At 60.7% G+C, this 23,113-nt stretch carries 25 protein-coding genes, 1 tRNA gene and 1 other RNA gene; 14 read left to right on the top strand and 13 right to left on the bottom strand.

The features are described from left to right. Positions 1 to 157 precede the first annotated feature (157 nt). The gene (locus tag AC1D17_RS11940; RefSeq protein ID WP_477565622.1) at positions 158 to 1,174 is read left to right on the top strand and encodes a class I SAM-dependent methyltransferase; all 1,017 of its coding nucleotides are present in this window, start codon (positions 158 to 160) and stop codon (positions 1,172 to 1,174) included. Between the two features lie 94 nt (positions 1,175 to 1,268). Beyond that, entirely contained in the window at positions 1,269 to 1,508 is a 240-nt protein-coding gene (locus AC1D17_RS11945) for a hypothetical protein (protein WP_477565623.1), read from the top strand. A gap of 289 nt (positions 1,509 to 1,797) precedes the next feature. On the opposite strand, the gene AC1D17_RS11950 is transcribed toward AC1D17_RS11945, so the two are convergent. The 5 genes from AC1D17_RS11950 to ffs all read right to left on the bottom strand — a co-directional run bounded on the left by AC1D17_RS11950 (position 1,798) and on the right by ffs (position 6,526). Beyond that, a complete protein-coding gene (locus tag AC1D17_RS11950) occupies positions 1,798 to 3,015 on the bottom strand; it encodes a lytic murein transglycosylase (RefSeq protein WP_477565667.1) in 1,218 nt (405 codons plus the stop codon). Between the two features lie 215 nt (positions 3,016 to 3,230). Beyond that, positions 3,231 to 3,836 carry a recombination mediator RecR gene (recR, locus tag AC1D17_RS11955; protein WP_477565624.1) on the bottom strand — a complete coding sequence of 202 codons (606 nt, stop codon included), beginning with the start codon at positions 3,834 to 3,836 and terminating at the stop codon, positions 3,231 to 3,233. Positions 3,837 to 4,117: 281 nt separating this feature from the next. Next, on the bottom strand, positions 4,118 to 4,441 hold the full coding sequence (locus AC1D17_RS11960) for a YbaB/EbfC family nucleoid-associated protein (RefSeq protein ID WP_477565625.1): 324 nt from the start codon (positions 4,439 to 4,441) through the stop codon (positions 4,118 to 4,120). 39 nt (positions 4,442 to 4,480) lie between these two features. After that, positions 4,481 to 6,361, bottom strand: a complete 1,881-nt coding sequence (locus AC1D17_RS11965; RefSeq protein ID WP_477565626.1) for a DNA polymerase III subunit gamma/tau — start codon at positions 6,359 to 6,361, stop codon at positions 4,481 to 4,483. Positions 6,362 to 6,429: 68 nt separating this feature from the next. After that, an RNA gene (gene ffs, locus AC1D17_RS11970) (signal recognition particle sRNA small type) lies at positions 6,430 to 6,526 on the bottom strand. Positions 6,527 to 6,631: 105 nt separating this feature from the next. Here ffs and AC1D17_RS11975 point away from each other — a divergent pair. Together AC1D17_RS11975 and nudC are read left to right on the top strand one after the other, a co-directional pair. Next, on the top strand, positions 6,632 to 7,036 hold the full coding sequence (locus AC1D17_RS11975; RefSeq protein ID WP_264220927.1) for an HIT domain-containing protein: 405 nt from the start codon (positions 6,632 to 6,634) through the stop codon (positions 7,034 to 7,036). Between the two features lie 2 nt (positions 7,037 to 7,038). Further along, positions 7,039 to 8,013 (top strand): NAD(+) diphosphatase, encoded by a 975-nt coding sequence (gene nudC / locus AC1D17_RS11980; protein WP_477565627.1) that lies wholly within the window; start codon positions 7,039 to 7,041, stop codon positions 8,011 to 8,013. Positions 8,014 to 8,068: 55 nt separating this feature from the next. Here nudC and AC1D17_RS11985 read toward each other — a convergent pair whose 3' ends face one another. The 3 genes from AC1D17_RS11985 to AC1D17_RS11995 all read right to left on the bottom strand — a co-directional run bounded on the left by AC1D17_RS11985 (position 8,069) and on the right by AC1D17_RS11995 (position 10,944). Next, on the bottom strand, positions 8,069 to 9,142 hold the full coding sequence (locus tag AC1D17_RS11985; RefSeq protein ID WP_477565628.1) for a porin: 1,074 nt from the start codon (positions 9,140 to 9,142) through the stop codon (positions 8,069 to 8,071). Positions 9,143 to 9,324: 182 nt separating this feature from the next. After that, positions 9,325 to 10,179, bottom strand: a complete 855-nt coding sequence (locus AC1D17_RS11990) for a prephenate dehydratase (protein WP_477565629.1) — start codon at positions 10,177 to 10,179, stop codon at positions 9,325 to 9,327. 12 nt (positions 10,180 to 10,191) lie between these two features. Further along, complete coding sequence (locus AC1D17_RS11995; protein WP_477565630.1) at positions 10,192 to 10,944, bottom strand: 3-deoxy-manno-octulosonate cytidylyltransferase; 753 nt, start codon at positions 10,942 to 10,944, stop codon at positions 10,192 to 10,194. Positions 10,945 to 11,100: 156 nt separating this feature from the next. Between AC1D17_RS11995 and AC1D17_RS12000 the strand changes: the two genes are divergently transcribed. Then, a complete protein-coding gene (locus tag AC1D17_RS12000) occupies positions 11,101 to 11,745 on the top strand; it encodes a c-type cytochrome (RefSeq protein ID WP_477565631.1) in 645 nt (214 codons plus the stop codon). Between the two features lie 75 nt (positions 11,746 to 11,820). Here AC1D17_RS12000 and AC1D17_RS12005 read toward each other — a convergent pair whose 3' ends face one another. Then, positions 11,821 to 12,765: an AEC family transporter gene (locus AC1D17_RS12005; protein WP_477565668.1), complete on the bottom strand. Its 945-nt coding sequence runs from the start codon at positions 12,763 to 12,765 to the stop codon at positions 11,821 to 11,823. A 294-nt stretch (positions 12,766 to 13,059) separates the two neighbouring features. Between AC1D17_RS12005 and AC1D17_RS12010 the strand changes: the two genes are divergently transcribed. Both AC1D17_RS12010 and AC1D17_RS12015 read left to right on the top strand, forming a co-directional pair. Then, entirely contained in the window at positions 13,060 to 13,152 is a 93-nt protein-coding gene (locus tag AC1D17_RS12010) for a hypothetical protein (RefSeq protein WP_477565632.1), read from the top strand. A gap of 73 nt (positions 13,153 to 13,225) precedes the next feature. Beyond that, positions 13,226 to 13,483: a BON domain-containing protein gene (locus AC1D17_RS12015; RefSeq protein WP_477565633.1), complete on the top strand. Its 258-nt coding sequence runs from the start codon at positions 13,226 to 13,228 to the stop codon at positions 13,481 to 13,483. Positions 13,484 to 13,642: 159 nt separating this feature from the next. On the opposite strand, the gene AC1D17_RS12020 is transcribed toward AC1D17_RS12015, so the two are convergent. The 3 genes from AC1D17_RS12020 to AC1D17_RS12030 form a co-directional block, all read right to left on the bottom strand. Next, on the bottom strand, positions 13,643 to 14,917 hold the full coding sequence (locus tag AC1D17_RS12020) for an alpha/beta hydrolase (protein WP_477565634.1): 1,275 nt from the start codon (positions 14,915 to 14,917) through the stop codon (positions 13,643 to 13,645). 307 nt (positions 14,918 to 15,224) lie between these two features. Further along, on the bottom strand, positions 15,225 to 15,467 hold the full coding sequence (locus AC1D17_RS12025; RefSeq protein WP_477565635.1) for a hypothetical protein: 243 nt from the start codon (positions 15,465 to 15,467) through the stop codon (positions 15,225 to 15,227). A 191-nt stretch (positions 15,468 to 15,658) separates the two neighbouring features. Further along, positions 15,659 to 15,748: transfer RNA gene (locus AC1D17_RS12030), tRNA-Ser, on the bottom strand. A 298-nt stretch (positions 15,749 to 16,046) separates the two neighbouring features. Between AC1D17_RS12030 and AC1D17_RS12035 the strand changes: the two genes are divergently transcribed. Both AC1D17_RS12035 and AC1D17_RS12040 read left to right on the top strand, forming a co-directional pair. Then, positions 16,047 to 16,364 carry a hypothetical protein gene (locus AC1D17_RS12035; protein ID WP_477565636.1) on the top strand — a complete coding sequence of 106 codons (318 nt, stop codon included), beginning with the start codon at positions 16,047 to 16,049 and terminating at the stop codon, positions 16,362 to 16,364. A gap of 318 nt (positions 16,365 to 16,682) precedes the next feature. After that, on the top strand, positions 16,683 to 17,675 hold the full coding sequence (locus AC1D17_RS12040) for a BMP family lipoprotein (RefSeq protein ID WP_477565637.1): 993 nt from the start codon (positions 16,683 to 16,685) through the stop codon (positions 17,673 to 17,675). A gap of 119 nt (positions 17,676 to 17,794) precedes the next feature. On the opposite strand, the gene AC1D17_RS12045 is transcribed toward AC1D17_RS12040, so the two are convergent. Then, on the bottom strand, positions 17,795 to 18,004 hold the full coding sequence (locus tag AC1D17_RS12045; protein ID WP_264220914.1) for a SlyX family protein: 210 nt from the start codon (positions 18,002 to 18,004) through the stop codon (positions 17,795 to 17,797). Positions 18,005 to 18,286: 282 nt separating this feature from the next. Between AC1D17_RS12045 and AC1D17_RS12050 the strand changes: the two genes are divergently transcribed. The 5 genes from AC1D17_RS12050 to AC1D17_RS12070 are packed head-to-tail and all read left to right on the top strand — an operon-like array spanning position 18,287 to position 23,110. Further along, positions 18,287 to 19,822 carry an ABC transporter ATP-binding protein gene (locus tag AC1D17_RS12050; RefSeq protein WP_477565638.1) on the top strand — a complete coding sequence of 512 codons (1,536 nt, stop codon included), beginning with the start codon at positions 18,287 to 18,289 and terminating at the stop codon, positions 19,820 to 19,822. After that, complete coding sequence (locus AC1D17_RS12055) at positions 19,819 to 20,952, top strand: ABC transporter permease (protein WP_477565639.1); 1,134 nt, start codon at positions 19,819 to 19,821, stop codon at positions 20,950 to 20,952. Before AC1D17_RS12050 ends, AC1D17_RS12055 begins: the two co-directional genes overlap by 4 nt. A 3-nt stretch (positions 20,953 to 20,955) precedes the next feature. Continuing rightward, positions 20,956 to 21,927, top strand: a complete 972-nt coding sequence (locus tag AC1D17_RS12060; RefSeq protein ID WP_477565640.1) for an ABC transporter permease — start codon at positions 20,956 to 20,958, stop codon at positions 21,925 to 21,927. Positions 21,928 to 21,929: 2 nt separating this feature from the next. Continuing rightward, positions 21,930 to 22,322 (top strand): cytidine deaminase, encoded by a 393-nt coding sequence (locus AC1D17_RS12065; RefSeq protein WP_113562880.1) that lies wholly within the window; start codon positions 21,930 to 21,932, stop codon positions 22,320 to 22,322. Further along, entirely contained in the window at positions 22,319 to 23,110 is a 792-nt protein-coding gene (locus tag AC1D17_RS12070; protein WP_477565641.1) for a purine-nucleoside phosphorylase, read from the top strand. The genes AC1D17_RS12065 and AC1D17_RS12070 overlap by 4 nt, the downstream gene beginning before the upstream one ends. Positions 23,111 to 23,113: the final 3 nt, after the last annotated feature.

Here is a 23,113-nt window from a genome sequence, read left to right on the forward strand (position 1 = left end):
ACGGGCGCGGAGCGGATCGTTCCGCGCCCTTTCTTATTTTCCGTGAAAGCCGTCTGAACCCGACGTCTCTCATTCCCTTTGTTACCGCCCTTTATTATCGTTTGTCTTTTTGGGAAGCCGCTTTCCAAGTTCCCCGACAAGCCCAAGGACCTCGACCATGAGCCGCGACACGCTGAAGACCCTTTTCCATCCTTTCGAGACCGGCGTTGTTCCCGCACCCGGCGAAGGCGAGCGTGTGCTGTTTCTGGGAGCCGAAGCAGGCTACCGGCTGCCGGCGGAGTTTTCAGGTTCGATTGCCGCCGTGCAGGCCGCAAGGCCGCTGTACAAGGCCCTGGAAGCCGCAAGGGCACCGGTGACACCGTTTGCCGAGGGCGAGGACTACGATGCGGCCCTGATCCTCTGCGGCAAGCACAAGGGCGAGAACGAGGACCGGATCGCCGAAGCGTTGAAGCGCGTCAAGGTCGGCGGCCTGATCGTTGTCGCCGGCGGCAAGGACGACGGCATCCAGTCGTTGCGCAAGCGCGTCAACCAGCTCGGCTGGGGCGGCGACAGCCTGCCGAAATATCATGGCATCGCCTTCTGGTTCGGCCGTCCGGAAGACGCAAGCGACGTCATCGTCAAATTTTCCAAGAAGCCGGTTCGCGTCGAGGGCCGGTTCGATGCAGCGCCTGGCATGTTCTCGCATGAGCGGATCGATGCCGGCTCCGAACTCCTGGCCTCGCGCCTTCCCGACGATTTCAAGGGCCATGCCGCCGATTTCGGCGCCGGCTGGGGTTATCTGTCGGTGATGCTGGCCGAGAAGGCGCCGAACCTGAAGGGCATCGACCTGTTCGAGGCCGATTATCATTCCCTCGAAGCCGCCCGGGCGAACCTGAAGGCCAATTGCCCGAACGTGCCCACCCGTTTCTTCTGGCAGGACCTGACGTCGGAAGAAACCCGCGACAAATACGACCTGATCGTCATGAACCCGCCGTTCCACGAGACGCAGGCTGCCGATCCGGCACTGGGTGCTTCGATGATCAAGGCGGCTGCCAAGGCGCTGAAGATCGGCGGGCGGCTGATGCTGGTCGCCAATCGCGGCCTGGCCTATGAAACGGTGATGACGGAAACCTTCAAGGAATGGGGCGAGACCTGCCGCAATGCGCGGTTCAAGGTGCTCTGGGGCAAGCGCTGAGGCGCTTGCTTTTGCAATTGCTTTCTTGACGAAACGGGTACACGCTCAGGCTCTCGCAGCTGCGCCCATGTCGGCGCGCAAGTGGAGTATGCCGATGCTTCATGGATCCGGACATCGCCCGCCCGTCACCGAGGGCGTCGCAGAAGTCATCGTCAAAGATATCAAGAGCGGTGAAGGCGAGATCGGTGCCTCGGAGGTGCCCCTGGCCTTCCAGACCGGCCGCGCGCCGGTTGACCGCGCGGTGCTCGGGCAAGCCCGCAAGCAGATGACGATGTTCGGCATCTTCGCTGTTGTGGTTTTGGCCGTGTTGCTGGCGGTCTGGTGGGCCGCCTGACGCTTCATGCCAAGTCTCTATCACCGAGATCAGACGGCTTCGATTTCCTTACGGGCGCTGGCAAGAAAGGCCGAACGTGTCAGGCCGCGTTCGCGGGCAGCCACGTCGATGGCATCCAGCCTGCCCTTTTGTCGAAAGCAAGATTGGCGCGCACGATGTCGCGCAAAAGTGTGCAGCGGTTTTTCGATAACGGCATGCGTAAGATCAAAGACCTAAAGCGCGATACGCGAATCTGAAAGATCGCGATACGCTTTAGCAAGGTCCGGACGCAAAACCTTTGCTGGGTTGCTCAGAATTTCCCCATCAGGCTTTCCTGCGGATAGCAGGTCGCAGACAGGCCGTGCTCCGTCTGCCAGCGGCCGATCGAGCGGCGGGTCTTGAAGCCGGGCAGGCCGTCCGCCTTGCCGATGTCATAGCCTTGGCTCTCCAGCGTCTTCTGCATCTTCAAGACGTCGGAACGCAGCATCTTGCCGACATTGCCGAACTCTCCCTTGAAGGCGCCGCCGCCGGATGAAATCCGGTCTGCGAGATTGCCGATGAAGAGGGCATAGAGGTCGGAATTGTTATATTCCTTGATGACGTAGAAATTCGGCGTGACGATGAATTCGGGACCATGGCGGCCGGCCGGCACCAGCATCATGCCATCGGCCTTGGCTTCGCCTGATGGAAACGCCTTGCCGGATACCCGCGCAATGCCGGTGGCAGCCCATTGCCCAATCGGTTTGGCAAGGTCAGGGCCTTCCTGCGCGCAGGAGACATTGGCCGGGATGCTAACCTCAAAGCCCCAGTCGCGGCCCCGCTGCCAGCCTTTTTTTGCCAGATAATTGGCGATCGAAGCGAGCGTATCGGGCGTCGATTTCCAGATGTCGCGGCGCCCGTCGCCATCGAAATCGACGGCGTATTTCAGAAAGCTGGTCGGCAGGAACTGCGGCTGGCCCATGGCGCCGGCCCAGGAGCCCTTCATCTCGGCCTCGCGCACGTCGCCGCTATCGAGAATATGGAGGGCTGCGATCAGCTCGCGCCGGAAAAGATCGCCACGCGTCGACATGAAGGCTTTGGTGGCGAGTACGTCCATGATCGGATGTGGGATTTTCGCCCGGCCGAAGCCGGATTCACGGCCCCAGATGGCAAGGATGATCGGTCCCGGTACGCCGTAAGTCTTCTCGATCCGGCGTAGTGTCGCGGCATTTTCCTTGGCAAGGCTGCTGCCGGTCGCTGCCAGGCCCTGCAGGCGCTTTTCGGAGAAATAGGCTCCGGGCGAAGAAAACTCCGCCTGACTTTGCTTCTGTTCGCCCGGCGGCTTGGTGCCTGGCGGAACGAGGTCCGGCAGGTCCCAGTTGAGTTTCACATCGGCAAAGGCAGCCTTGAAGGCAGCGGCCGAAATGCCGGATTTCTGCGCCTCAGGCCAGAGGTCGCTCTGCAGCCATTGACGGAACTGCGCCTCGGTGTCGGCCTTGGAGGCGGCGAGGACCGGCAGCGGCATCAGCGAGACAATTGCAGCGACCATTGCTGCCAGAATATGCCGTGCTTTACCCCCCTCTGTCGGCAAGGCCGACATCTCCCCCACAAGGGGGGAGATTATTCCTTTCCCCAGCCGATCTCTCAAAAAATCGGTTATTTCGCTTTTGATGCGCGAGAGTGCCGTGGCTGATCTCCCCCCTTGTGGGGGAGATGTCACGAAGTGACAGAGGGGGGTAAGCAACGGTATGCGCATAGCTTTCCTCAAATCGCCGTCCTCGCCCTCAGCGCCGCCGTCAGCGTGCCCTCGTCCAGATAGTCCAGCTCGCCACCCACGGGAACGCCGTGTGCCAGCCGGGTGATCTTGACGCCCAGCCCGTCCAGCTGGTCGGTGATGTAGTGCGCGGTCGTCTGGCCCTCGACGGTGGCGTTGACCGCGATGATCAGTTCGCGCACGCCGCCCTTTGCCACGCGCTCGACCAGACCTTTGATATTGAGATCGTCAGGTCCGACGCCATCGAGCGGCGACAGTGTGCCGCCGAGCACGTGATAGGCCGTGTTCATCGCGCTCGCCCGCTCAAGCGCCCAGAGATCGGAAACGTCTTCGACGACAATGATCACGGAATTGTCGCGCCGGTCGTCGGAGCAGACGCTGCAGGGGTCGATCGTATCGACATTGCCGCAGCAGGAGCAGATGCGGACCTTGCGGTGCGCTTCGCCCATGGCCTCGGCCAGAGGGCCGAGCAGCTGGTCCTTCTTCTTGACCAGGTGAAGGGCGGCGCGCCGGGCCGAACGCGGCCCGAGCCCGGGCACCTTCGCCAGGAGCTGGATGAGTTTTTCAATTTCGGGGCCGGTGACTCGCTTTGCCATGCGGCGTTTCTACTCCATATCACCGGGGAACGGAATCGCTGAAAAGAAACCGTCGAAAATGCCGGCGGCGGCAAATGTGCTGCCTTCGAATTCACAGACGGTTCAACCGGCTGGGCCGGTGCCTTGGAGATAGCGCTTCTGGGGGTGTCGTTCTGCGCGGCGCCCCGAGGTCGTGCCCGCGCTGGGCCCGCAAGGTCCGCATCTCCGGCGGGGCTTAACCTGCCAATTGGTCTTTGCTCGAACTGGCGGGAACCTTCAGGTCCCGCCAGCACCTGCCTTCTTTAGAAAGGCAGCTTCATGCCGGGCGGGATCGGCAGGCCGGCGGTCAGTGCCTTGGTCTTTTCGGCGGTGATGGCTTCGGCCTTGTCCTTGCCGTCCTTGTGGGCGGCGACGATCAGGTCCTCGAGGATTTCGACATCGTCTTCCTTGAACAAGGACGGGTCGATCTTGATGCCCTTGAGGTTGCCTTTGCCGTCCATGCGCACGGTGACCAGGCCGCCGCCGGAGGCGCCATCGACTTCGAGCGCAGAAATCTCTTCCTGCATCTTCTCCATCTTGGCCTGCATTTCCTTGACCTTGCCCATCATGCCCATGATGTCGCGCATCGTCATCTCCTGTGTGTATCTCGTGGTCGTACTTGGAATTTAATGCTCTATATCGTCGCCGGGAAGGATGTCGCCCTCTTCGGATTCGGCAGCCGCCACGGCGGGCGCTTCGCCTTCCTCTTCCGGCTCCGGTCCCTTGATCCTGACGTCCGTAATCTTGGCGCCCGGGAATTTGGCGAGAATGGCGGCAACGTCGGGATCCTGGCGGGCATCGCTGACGCGCTTTTCCTGCGCCTGCGTTTCGGCTTCGAGCAGCGTCGGTGCTCCCGGCTCGCGGCTGAGGATCACCATCCAACGGATGCCGGTCCAGTCTTCGAGCTTCTTCTGCAATTCGGCAACCAGCGTTTTCGGCGCGTCTTCCGGCAGGTTGATTTCCAGCCGTCCGGGCTCCAGGTTCACCAGCCGGACGAAACCGCGCACCAGCGTCTTCAATTTGATATCACGGTTGGTGCCGCAGAGGTCGGCGATATCGCTGACCGAGCGCAGCGGAACCTTGGGTTCGGCTTTTGCAACCGGTGCTTCTGCGGGCCGTTCCTCGATCCGGCCGACAGGCATGACCTGTGGCGGTGCTGCGTCCGGCACGGCGCGCAGCATGGTCGCGCCGTTTCCGGTCGCCCGTTGCGCCGGCGGCATGTCACTGCCGCGCGCCTGGATCGTGGCGCCCATGGATGCCTGCGCGCCGCTGCCATTGCCGCCGTTCGGGGCGGCAGGCTGGCGCGGGGCGTCGCCGCTGGAGAGTTCAAGCAAACGCCGGGCGGCATCTTCCGGCGAGGGAAGGTGGGCGGCATGGGCAAGCCGGATCAGCACCATTTCGGCCGCACCGGCCGGGCGCGACGAACTTTCCGTTTCGGGAATGCCCTTCAACAGCATCTGCCAGATGCGCGACAGCGTGGTCACGGCGATGCTGGAGGAGAACTCGGCACCACGGGTCCGCTCGATCTCGCTCAGCGACTGGTCGCCCACGGCATCGGGCACATATTTCAGCCGGGTGACCAGATGGGTGAAATCGGCAAGATCGGTGAGCACGACCGAGGGGCTGGCGCCTGCCTCATACTGCGCGGCGAATTCATCGAGGGCGGCTGCGACATCGCCTTTGACGATGTGCTGGAACAGATCGACGATGCGGGCGCGGTCGGCAAGGCCGAGCATCGAGCGCACGGCTTCCACTTCGACCACGCCGCCGCCATGGGCTATCGCCTGGTCGAGCAGCGACAGGCCGTCGCGCGCCGAGCCTTCGGCCGCACGTGCTATCATCGCCATGGCATCCGGATCGGCAGAAATGCCTTCCTTGCCAAGGATGGTGGTGAACAGGCCGACGAGATCAGAAGCGCCGATGCGCCGCAGGTCGAAGCGCTGGCAGCGCGACAGGACCGTGATCGGAACCTTGCGGATTTCGGTCGTGGCGAAGATGAATTTCACATGTTCCGGCGGCTCTTCGAGCGTCTTCAACAGGCCGTTGAAGGCCTGGGTCGAGAGCATGTGCACTTCGTCGATGATATAAACTTTATAGCGCGCCGAAACCGGGCGGTAGCGCACCTGCTCGATGATCTCGCGGATATCGTCGATGCCGGTATGCGAGGCGGCATCCATCTCGATGACATCGACATGGCGGCCTTCCATGATCGCCTGGCAATGTTCGCCGGGAATGCGAAGGTCGATCGTCGGCTTGTCGATCTCGGCTGTCTTGTAGTTCAGCGCGCGGGCGAGGATGCGGGCGGTGGTGGTCTTGCCGACACCGCGAACGCCGGTCAGCATATAGGCCTGCGCGATACGGCCGGTCTCGAACGCATTGGTGAGCGTGCGCACCATCGGTTCCTGGCCGACCATCAGATCGGAGAAATCCTTCGGCCGGTACTTGCGCGCAAGGACGCGGTAGGCGGCGGGCTTTTCGGATGTCGGGATCAGGCTATCTTCGCTCATCGCCCTTTTTTCCCCACGATGGGGCCGCTTGGCTGCAAATCGTGTCCAGACAGGACAGAAGGAAAAGGGTGGGAGGCTGGCACGATGACCCGTGCCTGGCTCGTTGGGGCTGCTTCCTTCCGGACCTGACCCGGTTGGCGAGTGGCTCGTCCACCACCAACCTCCCGGCTCTCATATCGGCAATATCGAAACCAAATGCAAGCCACGCCTTCAAAAAACTGCTATCATTGCACAAACAAACACAAAATCACTGTCCCTGGGGAGATCCGCTTGCCTGCCTTCGAGATTGATGAACGCCTTCAACGCGATGGATTGCTGATCTCGACGCTCGGCCTTTGCCAGCTTCGGATCAACAATGACCGCCGTTGGCCCTGGCTTGTGCTGATCCCGCAGCGCAATGGCGTGTCGGAAGTGTTCGATCTGACGCCGCTTGACCAGGCCATGCTGACGTTCGAAACGAACACGGTCGCAGCCGCCTTGAAAAAGGTGACGGGGGCGACGAAGATCAATGTCGGCGCTCTTGGCAATATCGTCCGCCAGCTTCATGTTCATGTCATCGCCCGCAGCGAGGGTGATGCCAACTGGCCGGGGCCTGTCTGGGGTTTCGGATCGGCCGAACCCTGGAGCGATGACGAGCGCAAGGCATTCGCAGCACGGATAGTGGAAAATCTCTGACCATGACGACATCGATCTTCGACCTGCACAGCCCGCATCCCGAGYCGAGCACGCTCGTCGCCTTTTCCGAAAATCACCTGGACCGGCAATCCGAACATCGCCCCGACGATTGCGTCGAGGTCGCCTTCCGCAAGGAAGGCGCGCATGTCTTTGCCTTTTCCGGCGGCAAGCTGGTGGTCAAGCACGACGAGAAAATCATCGACCCGCTGTTTGCGCCCTATGAGCTGGCGGGGCTGGAGCCGGTTCTCGACGACGCCATTCTGCTCGGTTTCCTGGCCAATGGCGAGCCGCGTCTGGCTGTGCCCATCGGCTTGACCGAAGAGACATTGCCGGAGCCCTTCAAGCTCGCCGATGGCCGCACGCTCTACCGCCAGCAGATGCTGCCCGACGAACTGCTCGGCCAGTTCGCGCAGGCTTCGAGCCTGATCTCCTGGAATGCGGCCAACCGTTTCTGCGGAAAATGCGGATCGGCCATGGAAGGCAAGGCCGGCGGCTACCGGCGCATCTGCTCGGCCTGCGGCCACATGGTTTTTCCGCGCACCGACCCTGTCGTCATCATGCTGACGATCGATCTGGAACGCGACCTCTGCCTGCTTGGCCGCAGCCCGCATTTTCCGGAAGGCATGTATTCCTGTCTCGCAGGCTTCGTGGAACCGGGCGAGACCATGGAAAATGCCGTGCGGCGGGAAACACATGAGGAATCCGGCATCCGCGTTGGCCGCGTGCGCTACCACGCCACGCAGCCCTGGCCGATGCCGCATACGCTGATGATCGGCTGCTATGCCGAGGCAAAGTCCCGCGACATTCACCGCGACGTGCAGGAACTGGAAGACTGCCGCTGGTTTAACCGGGAGGAAACCGCTGCAATGCTGGCGCGCAATACCGGCGTGACGCTTGCGGCAGGAGAACTCGGTACCCCGCCGAAGGGGGCCATAGCCCATCTGCTGATGCGCGACTGGCTGGACTGGCCTAGATAAAACAAAATCGGCGCCCGCGATGGCGGACGCCGATGGGAATCAAGTGGTTGCCGGCTTAGAAATTGCGCTGAAGGCGAACGATGCCGCCGACAGCACTGCCGGTGCCGCGTTCGCCGCCGAACTCGGTGTAATTGATTTCCGGCTGGACCTTCAGCATGCTCGTGACCATGTATTCGACATTGAGAGCGGCCGCGAAGGTTCCGTCTTCTTCGTAGGCCACCTGACCGTTCAGCGATGCCTTCTCGCTCATCTTGGCGGAAAATCCGCCCCAGGCAGCCCAGTCGCCGCTCCACGGACCGTAGTAATTCAGCCGCCGGGTGCCGCCAGGACCGTTGTCGTTGTCCCAATCCGACTGATAGCCGCCCATCACCCAGACCGAAAACAGATCATTCAACGTCACATCGACGCGCAGTTTGCCGGCGAATGCTTCCGCCTTGGTGTCATAGCCAGCAATCGCAGCGATGCCGCCCCAGCCTTCAGCGTATCTTACGCCGCCGATCACGTGCGGAAAGCTGCTGCCGTCATAGGACGCACTGGGCGCCGGCCCAAATCCGGTATCGTAAGTCCCGGAGCCCTCCTCAAGGCCGATCAAGGCCGAAAAGCCAACATCGCCGCCATAAACGTAACTGACCTGGTTGGTCCGGTCGCCGGTATAGTCAACGACATCGTCGTTGATGATGTTGCCGGCTGAGTTCAGCCAGGTGTCGTAGCGCGAATCGGCATAACCGGCGCGGAAACCGCCGATCTCGATATAGGCGCCGTTGAGATAGGTCCTGGTGTCGGTGACGTTATTGGCGTCGCTGCGTATGTCGATGAAGCTGCGCAACGTACCGTATTCGGTGTCCGAGCGTGCATCGAGCGTGATGTTGCCGCGGGTAAATGCGTCCCATCCGTTGCTTTCGCCCGAATAGGGATCTTCGCCGTAGTTGGAATCGAACCGGACATAACCGCCGATTTTCAGGCAGGTTTCCGTGCCGGGAATGTAGAAATAACCTTTTCCGAACGCGTCGCAGACGCGAACATATTCCATGGGCTCCGGTTCTGCAGCGACGATCGCGTCGGCGGCGCGCGCCCCGGTGGAAACCATCAAGGCGGCGGTAGAGCAGAAAAGAAGGGTTCTGATTGCCATGTTTCGACCTTTGTTGCGCCCATGAATTCGTGGGCGCCTGTCGTTGCCGGGAAGGCATTGCGCGCTGCGAATCAGTGGCGCGCAATGCGAAGATTAAACGGTTTTGTTGCAAACAATCACGTTTTCACCCTGAATTCCAGCTGCGAATTCTCATGGGTTATGCGGTGGCGTGCGGTTTTTGTCTACAAAACGAGCCGCATCGGATGGGCTGCGTAGGAGCCCAGGATGCGGACTTTTTCGGAAAAATACCGTAGCTCGTCCAGCGCCTGGCGCACATGCGCATCGTCCGGATGCCCTTCGATATCGGCGTAAAACTGCGTGGCGATGAACTTGCCGCCGAGCTGATAGCTTTCCAGCTTGGTCATGTTGATGCCATTGGTGGCAAAGCCGCCGAGCGCCTTATAGAGGGCGGCCGGGATATTGCGGACATTGAAAACGAAGGTCGTGACAATGACGTCGGTGTCCGCCTGCCGCTTGATGTTCTTCGGGTCGCGCGAGAGAACCACGAAGCGCGTCACGTTGTTTTCCGTGTCCTCGACGTTCTCCGCGATGATCTCGAGCTTGTAGAGATCGGCGGCCAGCCGGGGAGCAAGTGCCGCCATCGAGCGGTCGCCCACTTCCGCCACCAGCTTGGCGGCACCCGCCGTATCGCCAGCGACCACCGGCTTCCATCCGTTGGCGCGGACGATCTTGCGGCACTGGCCGAGCGCGTGGATATGGCTGTGCACGGTGCGGATCTCGTCGCGCGAAACGCCTGGAAGCACCATCAGCTGAAAGCGGATCGGCATGAAATATTCGCCGATGATATGCAGCCGCGATTCGGGCAGCAGGTGATGGATATCGGCGACACGGCCAGCGATCGTGTTCTCGATCGGGATCATCGCCAGGTCGGCCTCGCCGTTCTCGACCGCCAGGAATGCATCCTCGAACGTCTGGCAGGGCAGCGGCTCCATGTCCGGAAACATGTCGCGGCAGGCCATGTCGGAATTGGCGCCGTAGTCGCCCTGGAAGGAAATCCGGTTGGTCTTGGTCGTCATGGCAGGTTCCGATCAGGCTTTGGCGGAGAGTAGGCGCCGGGCTTTTTCAAGGTCCGCGGGAGTATCGACCCCCAGCGGGATTGATTTGACGATTTCCACGTCGATGCGCATGCCGGCTTCGAGCGCGCGCAACTGCTCCAGCGATTCGCGCCTTTCCAGCGTCGAAGGCGGCAGCGATACGAATTTTTCAAGCGCGGCGCGGCGATAGGCGTAGAGCCCGATGTGATGGTAGAGCGGTCCCTTGCCATGCGGCGCGGTGGTGCGGGTGAAATAGAGAGCCTTCAGCCGGGTCTCCGACAGCGGCGAACCGACGACCTTGACGACGTTTGGATTGAGCTTCTCGTCCTCGTCTTCAATCTCGACGGTCAGCGTCGCAATGTCGACCTGAGCGTTTTCCAATGGCCGCAGCGCCGCACGAATGGTTTCCGGTTCGATGGTCGGCAGATCGCCCTGGACATTGATGATGACTTCGGCCTTGCCCTGCGGATCGCTCTTCAAAAGAGCCTCATAGATCCGGTCGGAGCCGGATTGATGATCCGCCCGGGTCATCACCGCCTCAAAGCCTGCGGCTGTCACTGCATCGAAAACATCCTGATGATCGACCGCCACGACGATCCGGCCGGCTTGTGCATCCTTGGCGCGCAAGGCGACCTGGACGATCATCGGCAGGCCGCAGATGTCGGCAAGCGGCTTGCCGGGCAGCCGCGTCGAGGCCATGCGCGCAGGGATCAGAATCAGGGTTTTGTCGAAATTGTCGCTATTCATGCTTGGGCCTTCAAAACGCGCCGGAAAAGTGTCAAAAGGTCTCAGACCGGGGCTTATAATGTCTGTTGCAACACAAAGCCAAAAGACATAGGTTCCGCGCGATTTCAAGATAGGCTGGCGTTTTGTTCGCGCCGGTTGCAAGGGGAGCATTTGCGGATGAACTCATATGTGAACATGGGCGTAGGTGCCTTCCTCGGTACGGTCTTTGTTTTGATGTCCGTATCGATCGCATCGGAAGGCATCTTCCATTCGGAAGTTCCCGAAAAGGAAGGTTTTGCGATTATCGCCGAAGAGGGCGCTTCGGAAGCGGGCGCTGGCGCCGCCGCTGAAGTCGAAGTCGATATCAAGCCGCTGCTCGCAGCAGCCGACGCCTCTGCAGGCGCCACCGTCTTCAAGAAATGCGCAAGCTGTCATACCGCGGAGAAGGGCGGGCCCAACAAGGTCGGCCCCAACCTGTGGGGTGTTGTCGAGCGCCCGATCGCCTCGCATGAGGGCTTTGCCTATTCGGCCGGCATGAAGACATTCGCCGAAGCCAACAAGACCTGGACCTACGATCACCTGAGCTTCTTCGTCGAAGCGCCGAAGAAGCATGTTCCCGGTACCGCAATGGGCTTTGCCGGCCTCAAGAAGCCGGAAGAGCGCGCCAACCTGATTGCCTGGCTGCGCACACAGTCCGATGCGCCGGTCGCATTGCCTGACGCATCTGCCGCCGCGGCACCTGCTACGGAAGGTGAGGCTGCCAAGCCTGCGGCCGAAGGCGAAGCAACGAAGCCGGCGACTGAGACAGCGCCCGCTCCATAAAGCGTTGCCCAATTGGCAATGGAAAGAACAGAGCCCGGCCAATGCGCCGGGCTTTTTCGTGTCTGTTGTCCCGCTTTACAGCAGGATATAGGCCCAGGCAGAGACGGAGATAACGCCAAGCGCCGTCGTAATGGTGATTGTCGATGACGCAAGGCCGTGACCGACATTGAAATGGTTGGCGATCAGCCAGGCATTGACGCCGGTCGGCACGGATGAGGTGAGCACCAGCGCCGCCGTCCAGTTGCTGTTGAGGCCGAGCAGCTGGCAGGCGCCATAGACGGTTGCCGGCAGGGCAATCAATTTCAGCGCACTGGTGATCGATGCGAGACCGGTATTGCCCGCAAGGCCATATTTATCGACTGCCATGCCGATGGAGACAAGCGCCGCAGGGGCTGCTACGCCGGCCAACTGATCGACGACGATCTTGACCGGGCCGCTGAGCGGCACGCCGGCGAGATGGACCAGCGCGCCCAGCACCAGACCGATGACCAGCGGATTGCGCACGAGATTGCGCAAAATGCCTTTTAACAGCCTGAGCGGGCTCTGTCCCGGCTTGCCGCTGGTCTTGCGTTCGGCACGTTCCATCAGGATCGTGCCGGCGATCATCATCACCGGCAGGTGCACCGACAGAAGAATGGACAAGGCCACCACGCCTTCCTCGCCGACGCTGCGCGACACGAGCGGCAGGCCGATGAAGACGGTATTGGCAAATGCGGACGAAACCCCGGCCAGCACGCCGACGCGGGCATCTTTCTTGAAAAACAAGGTGGCTGCCAGATGTCCCAGCGTCCAGGTCACGGCGACGCCGGAGAAATAGGCGGCCCAAAGCGGCCACGGCGAGCCTTCCCTGAAGTCGGCTTCGGCAATAGTGCGGAACAGAAGAACCGGCACGGCGACCCGAAAGACGAAATCTCCGAGCGCGTCTCCAACCGTGGCGTTCAGGTAGTTCATCCGCACGATCAGCCAGCCGAGAAGGATCAGGACGAAAATCGGTACGACATTCAGGAAGACATCGGACATCAGGCGCAGCCCCTTGGCAAAATGTACGTCCGCCATAGACCCATTCGCCCGGCAGCCGCAACCCAGGGCGCGCCAGTGCGTGATGGAGCGCATATTTCACCCAAGGCTCATAGGACAGGATGCGGAAGGAGGTTGGCAAATGATTGAAAAATGGTGTCTTGAGCCCGTCGTCCTCGAACCCGACGGGATAGGACGCTACCGCGTCGTTCGCAGCACCCGCGAAGCGGCACTAGGTCTTCTCGGAAGGTGGCCGGTTCATGACGGCTCAGGGCTGCGATCCAGACGTGCCGCCGCGTGTTGCGGGGCGAACAGCCGGTGGACGATGCCCTCCAGAATTTCATCGCCGCGGCCGTCGAGGCGTTCGTTCATGGGCAACCGGGAGCCTGAAGCCAGTTTGCGCCAGGATGGCCGGGGGAACATTCGGGAAAAGCTTGCGTTGTCCTAAGGAAGGACAATTGCCATGCACAAGCAGATCTATATTCACCAGGACGATCATTCGGACCTGACCGATGACGAACTGGCCGACAAGGTACTGCGCTATATCCAGTATTCCGCGCTGATCGATACGTCGGGTTTGTCGGTGGTGGCCGTCGGGCGCACCGTTGTCCTCAGTGGCTACGTTTCGTGCGAGGCAGAGGTCGGATGCGTTGAAGCAGCGGCGGCCTCGGTGATCGGCGTGCATCTCGTCGAAAACCTGGTTGAGGTGGTGAAACACTGACCGGGCAGGATGGATCCGCTCACAGGTTTGCCGGAAATCGGGCAGGGGACATTTGCGCAAAAGAGCGCCCAAATGTCCCCGCAGTCATGGCCCTACCCTGGATGTTCGGGTTTAGCCTGAGCCTTTGCCGGAAAATAGCGCGTGAGAAGCGCTGCTCTCCTAGTTCAGAAGAGCTTTTTCGCCCTGCAATGTTCCGCCGATGTCTCCGGCCTTTTTCTTCGGTAGTGGCTTCATGTTTCCGGAAAGCAGGTCGACAGGCGTAGCGACGGTGGTCGCTGCGACTTTACCCACGGTGTTTACCGTACCGGCGACGATTGCCGTAATGCCGTCGCCAATGCCGACATCGGAATCCGTCAGGGTCTGGCCGGTAACAAGCCGCTGGCCGATCAGTTGAACGATCTCGGGGCTCTCTGCAAACTTGCCGTGATTGAGACGATCGGTGGATTTCACCTTCGTCAGGTCGACCACTGTGATACCGGCAGTTTCAAGCTTGGTCTTGTACGGTTCTTCCGCCGGATTGATCTGTCCCAGCCGCTGCACATCGCCGGAGATGTAGCGCGACAGCGCCAGAGCGCGGTCGTCCTGCGAGACGAAGATGGTGAAATTCGGTTTCTTTGCGCCAAGTTCGGTCCATTGCCGCGCGAACACATCGACGTCGATATCGGGCGAGGCGAGGATGACGTTCTCGATCTTTTTCGGAAGGCCGCCGTTGCGAATCGCCATCTGACGGATTGATTCCATCGCCAGCCAGGTTCCCATCGAATGCGCAAGGATGGTGATGTCCTTGATGTTCTTGTCCTCGACCAGCGCCTTCAGCGTGTTTTCCAGCGAGGTGCGCGAATAGTTGGTGCTTTCCTTGTCGTAATTGTAGTCGAACACCTTGGCGCGGGACGGCCAGGTGAAAAGCACCGGCGTCACGTCGGCGCCGGAATCATGGACGATCTGGGCGAAGCGGAAGACCGAATCCTCGTAGGTATTGTTGAAGCCGTGGATGAAGACCATTGCATGGCCGCCTTTGGAATGCTCGCGCACCCATTCATGCCCTGCCTCAATGGTTTCCACTGGCTTGACGCGCACAACGGCGAAATCAGTTTGCGGGTTGGGCGGCAGCTTCTTGGGCCATTGCACGGTCCCTGAGGCGCGCATCGTGTCGGATGGAATGGAAACGGCAACATCCGTGATCGAGGGATGGACGCTGCGCTCACCGGAAAACAGTGTGGCCGGATCGTCGGACGGAAGCCGGCTGGTTGCCACAAGCATGTCCACGACAGCGTTGCCCTTGGGCTCGGCAGCCAGATTGAGCGGCTGCATGACGCCCTTGGCATGGCCGCCGCAGCCAGTGAGCGCCACGACGAGCGGCAAGATGATGGCCAGGCGCTGCAAGGTGCCCTGCGATGAAGACGTGAGAGGCCTGCCAATCGATGCTGAGGTCATGGATACTCTTCCGACAAAACACAAGATTTCACAAAACAGCCCAGAATTGTGCTCCGGACTCAGCCCACAGCCGGTTGCTGCCGTCAAGTCCGTATCCTGCAACTAATCCGGTCCGGCTGATCCATGACACAGGTTCATATTGTATTTTTGACACAGCGTGCCGGTGGGGCAGAATGTTTTTGCTGCGCTCGCACGCAACCTTTTGCAATCAACGAACACACAACCAAGGCTGACCATAGATGGGGTCTTGCCGAAGCGCGTCAGGCGGCTGGCCGGGCACCAGCGGACGGATCAAGCAGCCGCGGGCCTATTCCGGCAGGCCCTGCAATCCCAATGCCGCATTCCGGCGCAGGTCAGCGATCGCTATCTTCAGTTCCGCCTCTTCCCATCCTGCTGCCAGGCCGCCTTCAACAAGCTTTGCCTCGACGTCCTCTTCCGTCAGGGATTCCTGGATCGACAAGTGCTCGAGTGCCACTTGCAGCGCTTCTTCGCAGTCGAGCGCACGTTCCGGATGACCGATGGGACGTTTGGGGGATGCAATATAAGTCATGCTCATTTCTCCTTGGCGGTGGCCGCGCTGGAAATTCGCGCTAAAGACAGACTGTCGCTTGCCCTGATGGTTTACCGCAGGCGCAGGCTTGCGGAAAGCTGAACTTGATGCGAACCGCCTCGCCGTCCGGGGGGCAGTTTACAAATGCCAAGACGCGCAGGCCGCCGCTAGGAAATATGGAGGATTGGAAATGGCGGACAGAGCGGGATTCGAACCCGCGATACGCTCTCACGTATACACACTTTCCAGGCGTGCGCCTTCAACCACTCGGCCACCTGTCCGTTTTGTCAATCGCACCGGCGGTTGGGTCCGGTGGATCAGAGACAAGCGCTTGCTTTCTCCTGAAACCCCGTTCGGCTGCGCCAAACCGGGTTGGCCGCGGGCGAAAACCAGCGGACCGGCGCGATATATACCGATGAACTCGGTGGGATCAACTGATTTCTGACAGTTTTTTGACTTCTTGCGATCCGCGCCTGTGAAAAGGTGGGATTGCACTCGTCCGGGCCTATGCTTATTGCTTGGTCTACCCGGCAAAACACAGTCCGGCCGGGACGAAAGCGGACGCGTGGTGGAGGCGGAATGCGGTTTTTGCTGCGGTTTGCGAGTTTTCTGGCGCTGGTCATCGGTATTCTTGTGGCATCCGTCGATGCCATCCAGTCGGTTTCGGCATCCCGCCCGGTCCTGACGCCCTTGGCGGTCGCACTTGCGGCCGGCGGATCCTCGACGCAGTCGCTCGTGCAAAGCCTGGAACGGCCGCACGTGAATGGTGCTTTTCTGGATCCGGTGATCCGGTGGTCGCTGCAGCAGCCGGCTTTTGCATTCTTCCTGCTGATCGCGCTGGTCCTTTGGGTGATCGGTTACAAGCGCCCGCCCGCCGCCGGCCGGTTCTCGGCCTGAGCACAGGCGCCGCCGAACCTGTGCCGGCGAACGAGCCTGTGCCGGCGAAATGCAAGACAGTCATGTTCCTGACGTCATCCGTGGCAAATAATGACCTTGTTTTTACCGGTCAATCTGATGATTTTGCCGGTTTTTTGGGCTATTTACCTTTTTTTACCAATTGAAAAATTTTGGGTGAATTTTAGCTGGAGGCATGCAAGGATGTGCACCAGCCAGACATACCCTCAAAAAAGGGAGTGGTGGTTCCGCAGACATGCTCCCGAAAGAGGAGCTTGCGGGAGGACCCAACAAGATCAATAGCAACAACAGGGCTGCACAATGAAAAAAACCCTCCTTGGTCTCTTCGCCTTTTCGATGATGTCCGCCACGGCGCTCGCCGCCGACGTCAAGCCGGCGCTCATTTTCGATCTCGGCGGCAAGTTCGACAAATCCTTCAACGAAGCAGCCTTCAACGGCGCGGAAAAGTTCAAGACCGAAACCGGCGTTGAATACCGCGAGTTCGAAATCAGCAACGACGCCCAGCGCGAACAGGCGCTGCGCCGCTTCGCCGGCGACGGCAACAACCCGATCGTGGTTGTCGGCTTCAACTGGGCGCCGCCGCTCGAAAAGCTGTCGGCTGAATATCCGGACACGAAATTCGCCATCATCGACATGGTCGTCGACAAGCCGAACGTCAAGTCGATCGTCTTCAAGGAACAGGAAGGCTCCTATCTCGTCGGCGTTCTCGCCGGTCTCGCGTCCAAGTCGAAGACCGTCAGCTTCGTCGGCGGCATGGATGTTCCGCTGATCCACAAGTTTGCCTGTGGCTACATCGGTGGCGCCAAGTCCACCGGTGCCGACGTCAAGGTTCTTGAGGCCTATACCGGTACGACCCCGGACGCCTGGAACGATCCGGTCAAGGGCGGCGAAATCGCCAAGTCGCAGATCGACCAGGGTTCCGACGTCGTCTATCACGCGGCCGGCGGTACCGGCGTTGGCGTGTTGCAGGCTGCAGCTGACGCCGGCAAGCTCGGCATCGGCGTCGATTCCAACCAGAACGCCCTTCAGCCGGGTAAGGTTCTGACCTCGATGCTGAAGCGCGTCGACGTTGCTGTCTACGAAGCTTTCTCGGCTGCAAAGAACGACAAGTTCGAGTTCGGTATTTCCAATCTCGGCCTCAAGGAAGATGGCGTCGGCTTCGCGCTCGACGACAACAACAAGGCGCTGATCACACCGGAAATGCTGGCTGCCGTCGACAAGGCCAAGGCCGACATCATTGCCGGCACGGTTCAGGTCCACGACTACATGTCGGACGAAGCCTGCCCCTATTGAACTCAAGTCATTGAATGAAGGAAGCCGCCGGTCCCCGGGATCGGCGGCTTTTCGTTCGGTCGGAGACTAAAGACCCTCCGCACAAGCAGGAGGAGTCTTCTTGGGCGATTCAAGCCGGCTCAATAATGCGGTGGGCGGGTATTTGCGGGCGCTTCGAGGCTCTGCTCCTCGAGGCTGAGGAAGCGCTCGGTCAGCCGGTCGAGCTTGGCCCGGACCTGCTCGACCACCGTCCATTGTTGCGTCAACTGGTCGGACAGTTCCTCGATCGTTTTCGCCTGATGCGCGATCGTCTCCTCAAGCCGGGTGATACGTTCGCTGTCATTGCTCATGGTTTTTCCTTAGGCCAGCCGTTCGTGTTCCAGGCCATTCCGTATCATATCCACATGATCGATAAAGCCTGGCGGTACGGCAATATTGCCTTTCGTCTGGAAGTGCGTAAATCGCGCTGGACTCTCCCGATTGAACTGGGAAGAGTAGACGGGCTTTCGATTTTTTGACTTACCTGTCCGGGATTCGATGCTAAACTTATACCAACTGGTAAAAAAATCGATGCCCGGGCTACCGCTGTCAAAGCGGAGAAAACCGGGCCGACTTGGGGAACATGGGTCAATATGAGCGATATTGCCATCGAGCTGCGTGGCATCGACAAGAGCTTCGGCCTTGTGCACGCCAACAAGAATATCAACCTGACCGTCCGCAAGGGCACCATCCACGGCATTATCGGTGAAAATGGCGCCGGTAAATCGACGCTGATGTCCATCCTCTACGGCTTCTACCAGGCCGACAGAGGCGATATCGTCATCGACGGCAAGACGGTGACGATCAAGGATCCGAATGCGGCGATCGCAAGCGGCATCGGCATGGTGCACCAGCATTTCATGCTGGTCGAGAATTTCACCGTTCTCGAAAACGTCATGCTCGGGGCCGAAGACAGCCAGATCCTCAATACCAGCATTTCCAAGGCGCGCGTCGAGTTGAAGCGGCTGGAAAAGGAATATGCGCTGGAGGTCAATCCGGATGCGCTGATCGAGGAACTGCCGGTCGGCCTGCAGCAGCGTGTCGAAATCCTCAAGGCCCTCTACCGCAAGGCCGATATCCTCATTCTCGATGAGCCGACGGGCGTGCTGACGCCACCGGAGGCCGATCACCTGTTCCGCATCCTCGGTCAGCTGAAGGACCAGGGAAAGACGATCATCTTCATCACCCACAAGCTGCGCGAGATCATGGCGATCACCGACGAGGTCTCCGTCATGCGCCGCGGCGAAATGGTGGCGACGCGCAACACCAGGGAAACCTCGGTCGAGGAATTGGCCGAACTGATGGTCGGCCGCCGCGTGCTCTTGCGGGTCGAAAAGGGTGCCGCCAATCCGGGTGACGTCAAGCTCGCGGTCGAAAACCTGACAGTGCGCGACGGTCGCGGCGTGACCATGGTCGACAATGTCTCCTTCAACCTGCGTGCCGGCGAAATCGTCGGCATTGCGGGCGTGGCTGGCAACGGCCAGTCCGAACTCTTGGAAGCGATCTCCGGCATCCGCAAGGCGGTTGGCGGCAAGGTCCTGCTCAATGGCCAGCCGATCGACGTCACCGCGCATGTCGATCCGCGCGAACTGCGCGACAGGGGCCTCGCACACGTGCCGGAAGACCGGCACCATGTCGGCCTCGTGCTGAAGTTTGAAGAGGCCGAGAACGGTATCCTCGGCTATCACCACGACAAGCGTTATCTCAACGGCGTTTTCCTGAATACCAAGGCGATCCAGGCGGATGCCGAGGAAAAGATCAAGAAATACGATATCAGGCCGCCTAGCCCGCGGCTGAAGACCGCCAATTTTTCCGGTGGCAACCAGCAGAAGATTGTGCTGGCGCGGGAGATGGAGCGCGGGCCTGACGTCTTGATTATCGGCCAGCCGACGCGCGGCGTCGATGTCGGCGCCATCGAATTCATCCATAAGCGGATCATCGAGATGCGGGATCAGGGCAAGGCTGTCCTGCTCGTCTCCGTCGAACTCGATGAAATCCGTGCCCTATCCGACCGTATCATCGTCATGTTTGCCGGCCGTGTCGTCGGCGAGCGGGACCCGGATGCGACCGAAGGGGAACTCGGCCTGTTGATGGCCGGTGTCGAAGGCCGCAAGGAGGCCGCCGAATGAGCAATCCATACGCAAAACTGCCGGCCTGGGCCGAATACGGCCTGATCCCGCTGGTCAATCTGATCGTCGCCTTCCTGGTGGCCGGGCTCGTCGTGCTGCTGGTCGGCGAAAATCCGCTGAAAGCCGCCTATCACATGATCAACGGCGCCTTCGGCCGCGGCGAATATATCGGCTTTACGCTGTATTATGCCACGACCTTCATCTTTACCGGGCTTTCGGTTGCCGTTGCCTTCCATGCCGGCCTGTTCAACATCGGCAGCGAAGGTCAGGCCTATATCGGCGGCATCGGCGTGGCGCTCGCCTGCCTCTGGCTCGACAAGACCATGCCCTGGTTCGTGGTCTTTCCGCTGGCGATCATCGGTTCGGCGGCGTTTGGCGCGCTGTGGGCGTTCCTGCCGGGCTGGCTGCAGGCCAAGCGCGGCAGCCATGTGGTCATCACCACGATCATGTTCAATTTCATCGCGTCCAGCCTGATGGTCTATCTTCTGACCAGGGTGCTGAAGCCGCTGGGCCAGATGGCGCCGCAGACCCGCACCTTTGAGGCGGGCGGCCAACTCCCCAAGCTTGACTGGCTGATGTCGATCTTCGGCCTCAACCTCGGCAATTCGCCATTCAACGTCTCCTTCCTCTTGGCTCTCCTTGCGGCGTTCTGCGTCTGGGTGCTGATCTGGCGCACCAAGCTCGGCTATGAGATGCGGACCATGGGCCACAGCCCCTCGGCCGCGCGTTATGCCGGCATCGGCGAAGCGCGGATTACGGTTATCGTGATGATGATTTCCGGCGGTCTGGCCGGCATGATGGCGCTGAACCCGATCATGGGCGAGCAATACCGCATGCAGCTGGATTTCGTGCAGGGCGCCGGTTTCGTCGGCATCGCTGTGGCGCTGATGGGCCGCTCGCATCCGGCCGGTATCATTCCGGCGGCGGTTCTGTTCGGCATGCTCTATCAGGGCGGTGCCGAGATCGCATTCGAAATGCCGGCCATCTCGCGTGACATGATCGTCATCATCCAGGGCCTGGTCATTCTTTTTGCAGGCGCGCTCGAAAACATGTTCCGCCCGGCCATCGGCCACGCATTTGCAAGAATCGGCCGCCGCTCCGTTGCCGCCGCGCAGACAAGGGGAGCCTGAGCCATGGATTTTTTCCACACGATCATCGCGATCCTCGAATCGACCATTCGCGTCTCCGTTCCGCTGATCTTTGCAGCGCTCGCGGGCCTGTTCACCGAGCGTGCAGGGGTGTTCGACATCGGCCTTGAAGGCAAGATGCTCGGCGCTGCCTTTGCCGCTGGCGCCGCCGCTGCCGTCACTGGCTCGGTAATAATGGGGCTTCTGGCCGCCATCCTCATCTCCGTGTTGCTATCGCTGGTTCACGGCTATGCCTCGATCACCCAGCGCGGCAGCCAGATCGTCTCCGGCGTCGCCATCAACTTCATCGTTGCCGGCTCCACCGTCATTCTCGGCGAAGCCTGGTTCCGTCAGGGCGGCCGCACACCGGCGCTGTCCGGCGATGCCCGCTTCCAGACGGTGACCTTGCCCTTTGCCGATGCGGTGAAGGACGTGCCGTTTTTCGGACCGGTCTATTCGGACCTGCTGTCCGGTCATTTCATCCTCACCTATGTCGCCTTCGCACTGGTGCCGTTCAGCTGGTGGATTCTCTATCGCACCCGCTTCGGCCTTCGCCTTCGCGCCGTCGGGGAAAATCCGGGCGCCGTCGATACCGCCGGGATTTCGGTGATCTGGCTGCGGTACCGTGCCGTCATCTGCTGCGGCATTCTCTGCGGCTTTGCCGGGGCCTATCTTTCGCTTGCGATGAGCGCCGGGTTCGTCAAGGGCATGACCGCCGGCAAGGGCTATATCGCGCTTGCTGCGCTGATCTTCGCCAAATGGCGCCCGCTGAACATCATGCTGGCATGCCTCCTGTTCGGCTTCCTCGATGCATTGTCGATCCGGCTGCAGGGCAATCCGTTGCCGCTGATCGGTCAGGTGCCGGTACAATTGATGCAGGCGCTGCCCTATATCCTCACGGTCATCCTGCTTGCCGGCTTCATCGGCAAGGCCATCCCGCCCAAGGCAGGCGGCATACCCTATGTGAAGGAGCGCTGACCATGGAAAACGAACTTTTCGAGGCGGCACGCGAGGCGATGGCGAAAGCGCATGCGCCCTATTCCAAGTTTCCGGTCGGTGCCGCCATCCGCGCCGAGGACGGCAAGATCTATACCGGCGCCAATATCGAGAACCTGTCCTTTCCGGAGGGCTGGTGCGCCGAAACGACGGCGATCAGCCACATGGTGATGGCCGGCCAGCGCAAGATCGTCGAAGTCGCCGTCATTGCCGAGAAACTGGCGCTCTGCCCGCCCTGCGGTGGCTGCCGTCAGCGCCTTGCCGAATTCTCCGGCGCCAGCACCCGCATCTATCTTTGCGACGAGACCGGCGTGAAGAAGACGCTGGCCCTTTCCGACCTGTTGCCGCACTCCTTCGAAACAGAGATCCTCGGATGACCGCAGCTGCCGATATGCTCAAGGCGAAGCTGGCGGGCCTGTCGCCGCGCTACGGCATCGTGCTCGGCTCGGGTCTCGGCTCGCTGGTCGATGCCGTGGCCGATCCGGTGCGGATTTCCTATGCGGATATTCCCGGCTTTCCGGTCAGCGCCGTGTCCGGCCATGCCGGCGAACTGGTCGCCGGCAAGATTGGCGGTGTTGCGGTCATCGTTCTGTCCGGCCGGGTGCATTTCTACGAACGCGGTGATGCCAATGCGATGCGCACGCCGATAGAAACGCTGAAGGCGCTGGGCGTCGAGACGCTTATACTCACCAACTCCGCAGGTTCGTTGCGCCAGGACCTGCCGCCGGGCTCGGTGATGCAGATCACCGACCATATCAATTTCTCCGGCACCAGTCCGCTGATCGGCGTCGATAGCGACGATCGCTTTGTCGGCCTGACATCGGCCTATGATCCGGAACTGACTGAGCGCATGCGCGCCGCCGCGATCAAGCTGGATATCCCGCTCGGTTCCGGCGTTTACATGTGGTTTTCCGGCCCGAATTTCGAAACGCCTGCCGAAATCCGCATGGCTCGCATTCTCGGCGCCGATGCTGTTGGCATGTCGACGGTGCCGGAAGTCATTCTCGCGCGGTTCTTCGGCCTGAAGGTCGCGGCCGCCTCCGTCATCACCAATTTCGGCGCGGGCATGACGGGTGGCGAACTCAGCCATCACGAGACCAAGGACATGGCGCCCATCGGTGGCCGGCGGCTGGCTTCAATTCTTGCGGAAATGATTTCGGCATAGGTT

This window comes from Pararhizobium sp. P1_E7, assembly GCF_056405855.1.

What these genes read in the sequence shown, in the direction of transcription:
- AC1D17_RS11960 (WP_477565625.1), bottom strand. Translation starts at nt 4,441, where the DNA reads ATGCGCGACATCATGGGCATGATGGGCAAGGTCAAGGAAATGCAGGCC.
- AC1D17_RS11940 (WP_477565622.1), top strand. Translation starts at nt 158, where the DNA reads ATGAGCCGCGACACGCTGAAGACCCTTTTCCATCCTTTCGAGACCGGC.
- AC1D17_RS12060 (WP_477565640.1), top strand. Translation starts at nt 20,956, where the DNA reads ATGGATTTTTTCCACACGATCATCGCGATCCTCGAATCGACCATTCGC.
- AC1D17_RS12015 (WP_477565633.1), top strand. Translation starts at nt 13,226, where the DNA reads ATGCACAAGCAGATCTATATTCACCAGGACGATCATTCGGACCTGACC.
- AC1D17_RS12045 (WP_264220914.1), bottom strand. Translation starts at nt 18,004, where the DNA reads ATGAGCAATGACAGCGAACGTATCACCCGGCTTGAGGAGACGATCGCG.
- AC1D17_RS11950 (WP_477565667.1), bottom strand. Translation starts at nt 3,015, where the DNA reads ATGGTCGCTGCAATTGTCTCGCTGATGCCGCTGCCGGTCCTCGCCGCC.
- AC1D17_RS12020 (WP_477565634.1), bottom strand. Translation starts at nt 14,917, where the DNA reads ATGACCTCAGCATCGATTGGCAGGCCTCTCACGTCTTCATCGCAGGGC.
- AC1D17_RS11965 (WP_477565626.1), bottom strand. Translation starts at nt 6,361, where the DNA reads ATGAGCGAAGATAGCCTGATCCCGACATCCGAAAAGCCCGCCGCCTAC.
- AC1D17_RS11985 (WP_477565628.1), bottom strand. Translation starts at nt 9,142, where the DNA reads ATGGCAATCAGAACCCTTCTTTTCTGCTCTACCGCCGCCTTGATGGTT.
- AC1D17_RS12050 (WP_477565638.1), top strand. Translation starts at nt 18,287, where the DNA reads ATGAGCGATATTGCCATCGAGCTGCGTGGCATCGACAAGAGCTTCGGC.
- AC1D17_RS12000 (WP_477565631.1), top strand. Translation starts at nt 11,101, where the DNA reads ATGAACTCATATGTGAACATGGGCGTAGGTGCCTTCCTCGGTACGGTC.
- AC1D17_RS12055 (WP_477565639.1), top strand. Translation starts at nt 19,819, where the DNA reads ATGAGCAATCCATACGCAAAACTGCCGGCCTGGGCCGAATACGGCCTG.
- recR (WP_477565624.1), bottom strand. Translation starts at nt 3,836, where the DNA reads ATGGCAAAGCGAGTCACCGGCCCCGAAATTGAAAAACTCATCCAGCTC.
- AC1D17_RS12070 (WP_477565641.1), top strand. Translation starts at nt 22,319, where the DNA reads ATGACCGCAGCTGCCGATATGCTCAAGGCGAAGCTGGCGGGCCTGTCG.
- AC1D17_RS11945 (WP_477565623.1), top strand. Translation starts at nt 1,269, where the DNA reads ATGCTTCATGGATCCGGACATCGCCCGCCCGTCACCGAGGGCGTCGCA.
- AC1D17_RS12025 (WP_477565635.1), bottom strand. Translation starts at nt 15,467, where the DNA reads ATGACTTATATTGCATCCCCCAAACGTCCCATCGGTCATCCGGAACGT.
- AC1D17_RS12040 (WP_477565637.1), top strand. Translation starts at nt 16,683, where the DNA reads ATGAAAAAAACCCTCCTTGGTCTCTTCGCCTTTTCGATGATGTCCGCC.
- AC1D17_RS12035 (WP_477565636.1), top strand. Translation starts at nt 16,047, where the DNA reads ATGCGGTTTTTGCTGCGGTTTGCGAGTTTTCTGGCGCTGGTCATCGGT.
- AC1D17_RS12005 (WP_477565668.1), bottom strand. Translation starts at nt 12,765, where the DNA reads ATGTCCGATGTCTTCCTGAATGTCGTACCGATTTTCGTCCTGATCCTT.
- AC1D17_RS11995 (WP_477565630.1), bottom strand. Translation starts at nt 10,944, where the DNA reads ATGAATAGCGACAATTTCGACAAAACCCTGATTCTGATCCCTGCGCGC.
- AC1D17_RS11990 (WP_477565629.1), bottom strand. Translation starts at nt 10,179, where the DNA reads ATGACGACCAAGACCAACCGGATTTCCTTCCAGGGCGACTACGGCGCC.
- AC1D17_RS12065 (WP_113562880.1), top strand. Translation starts at nt 21,930, where the DNA reads ATGGAAAACGAACTTTTCGAGGCGGCACGCGAGGCGATGGCGAAAGCG.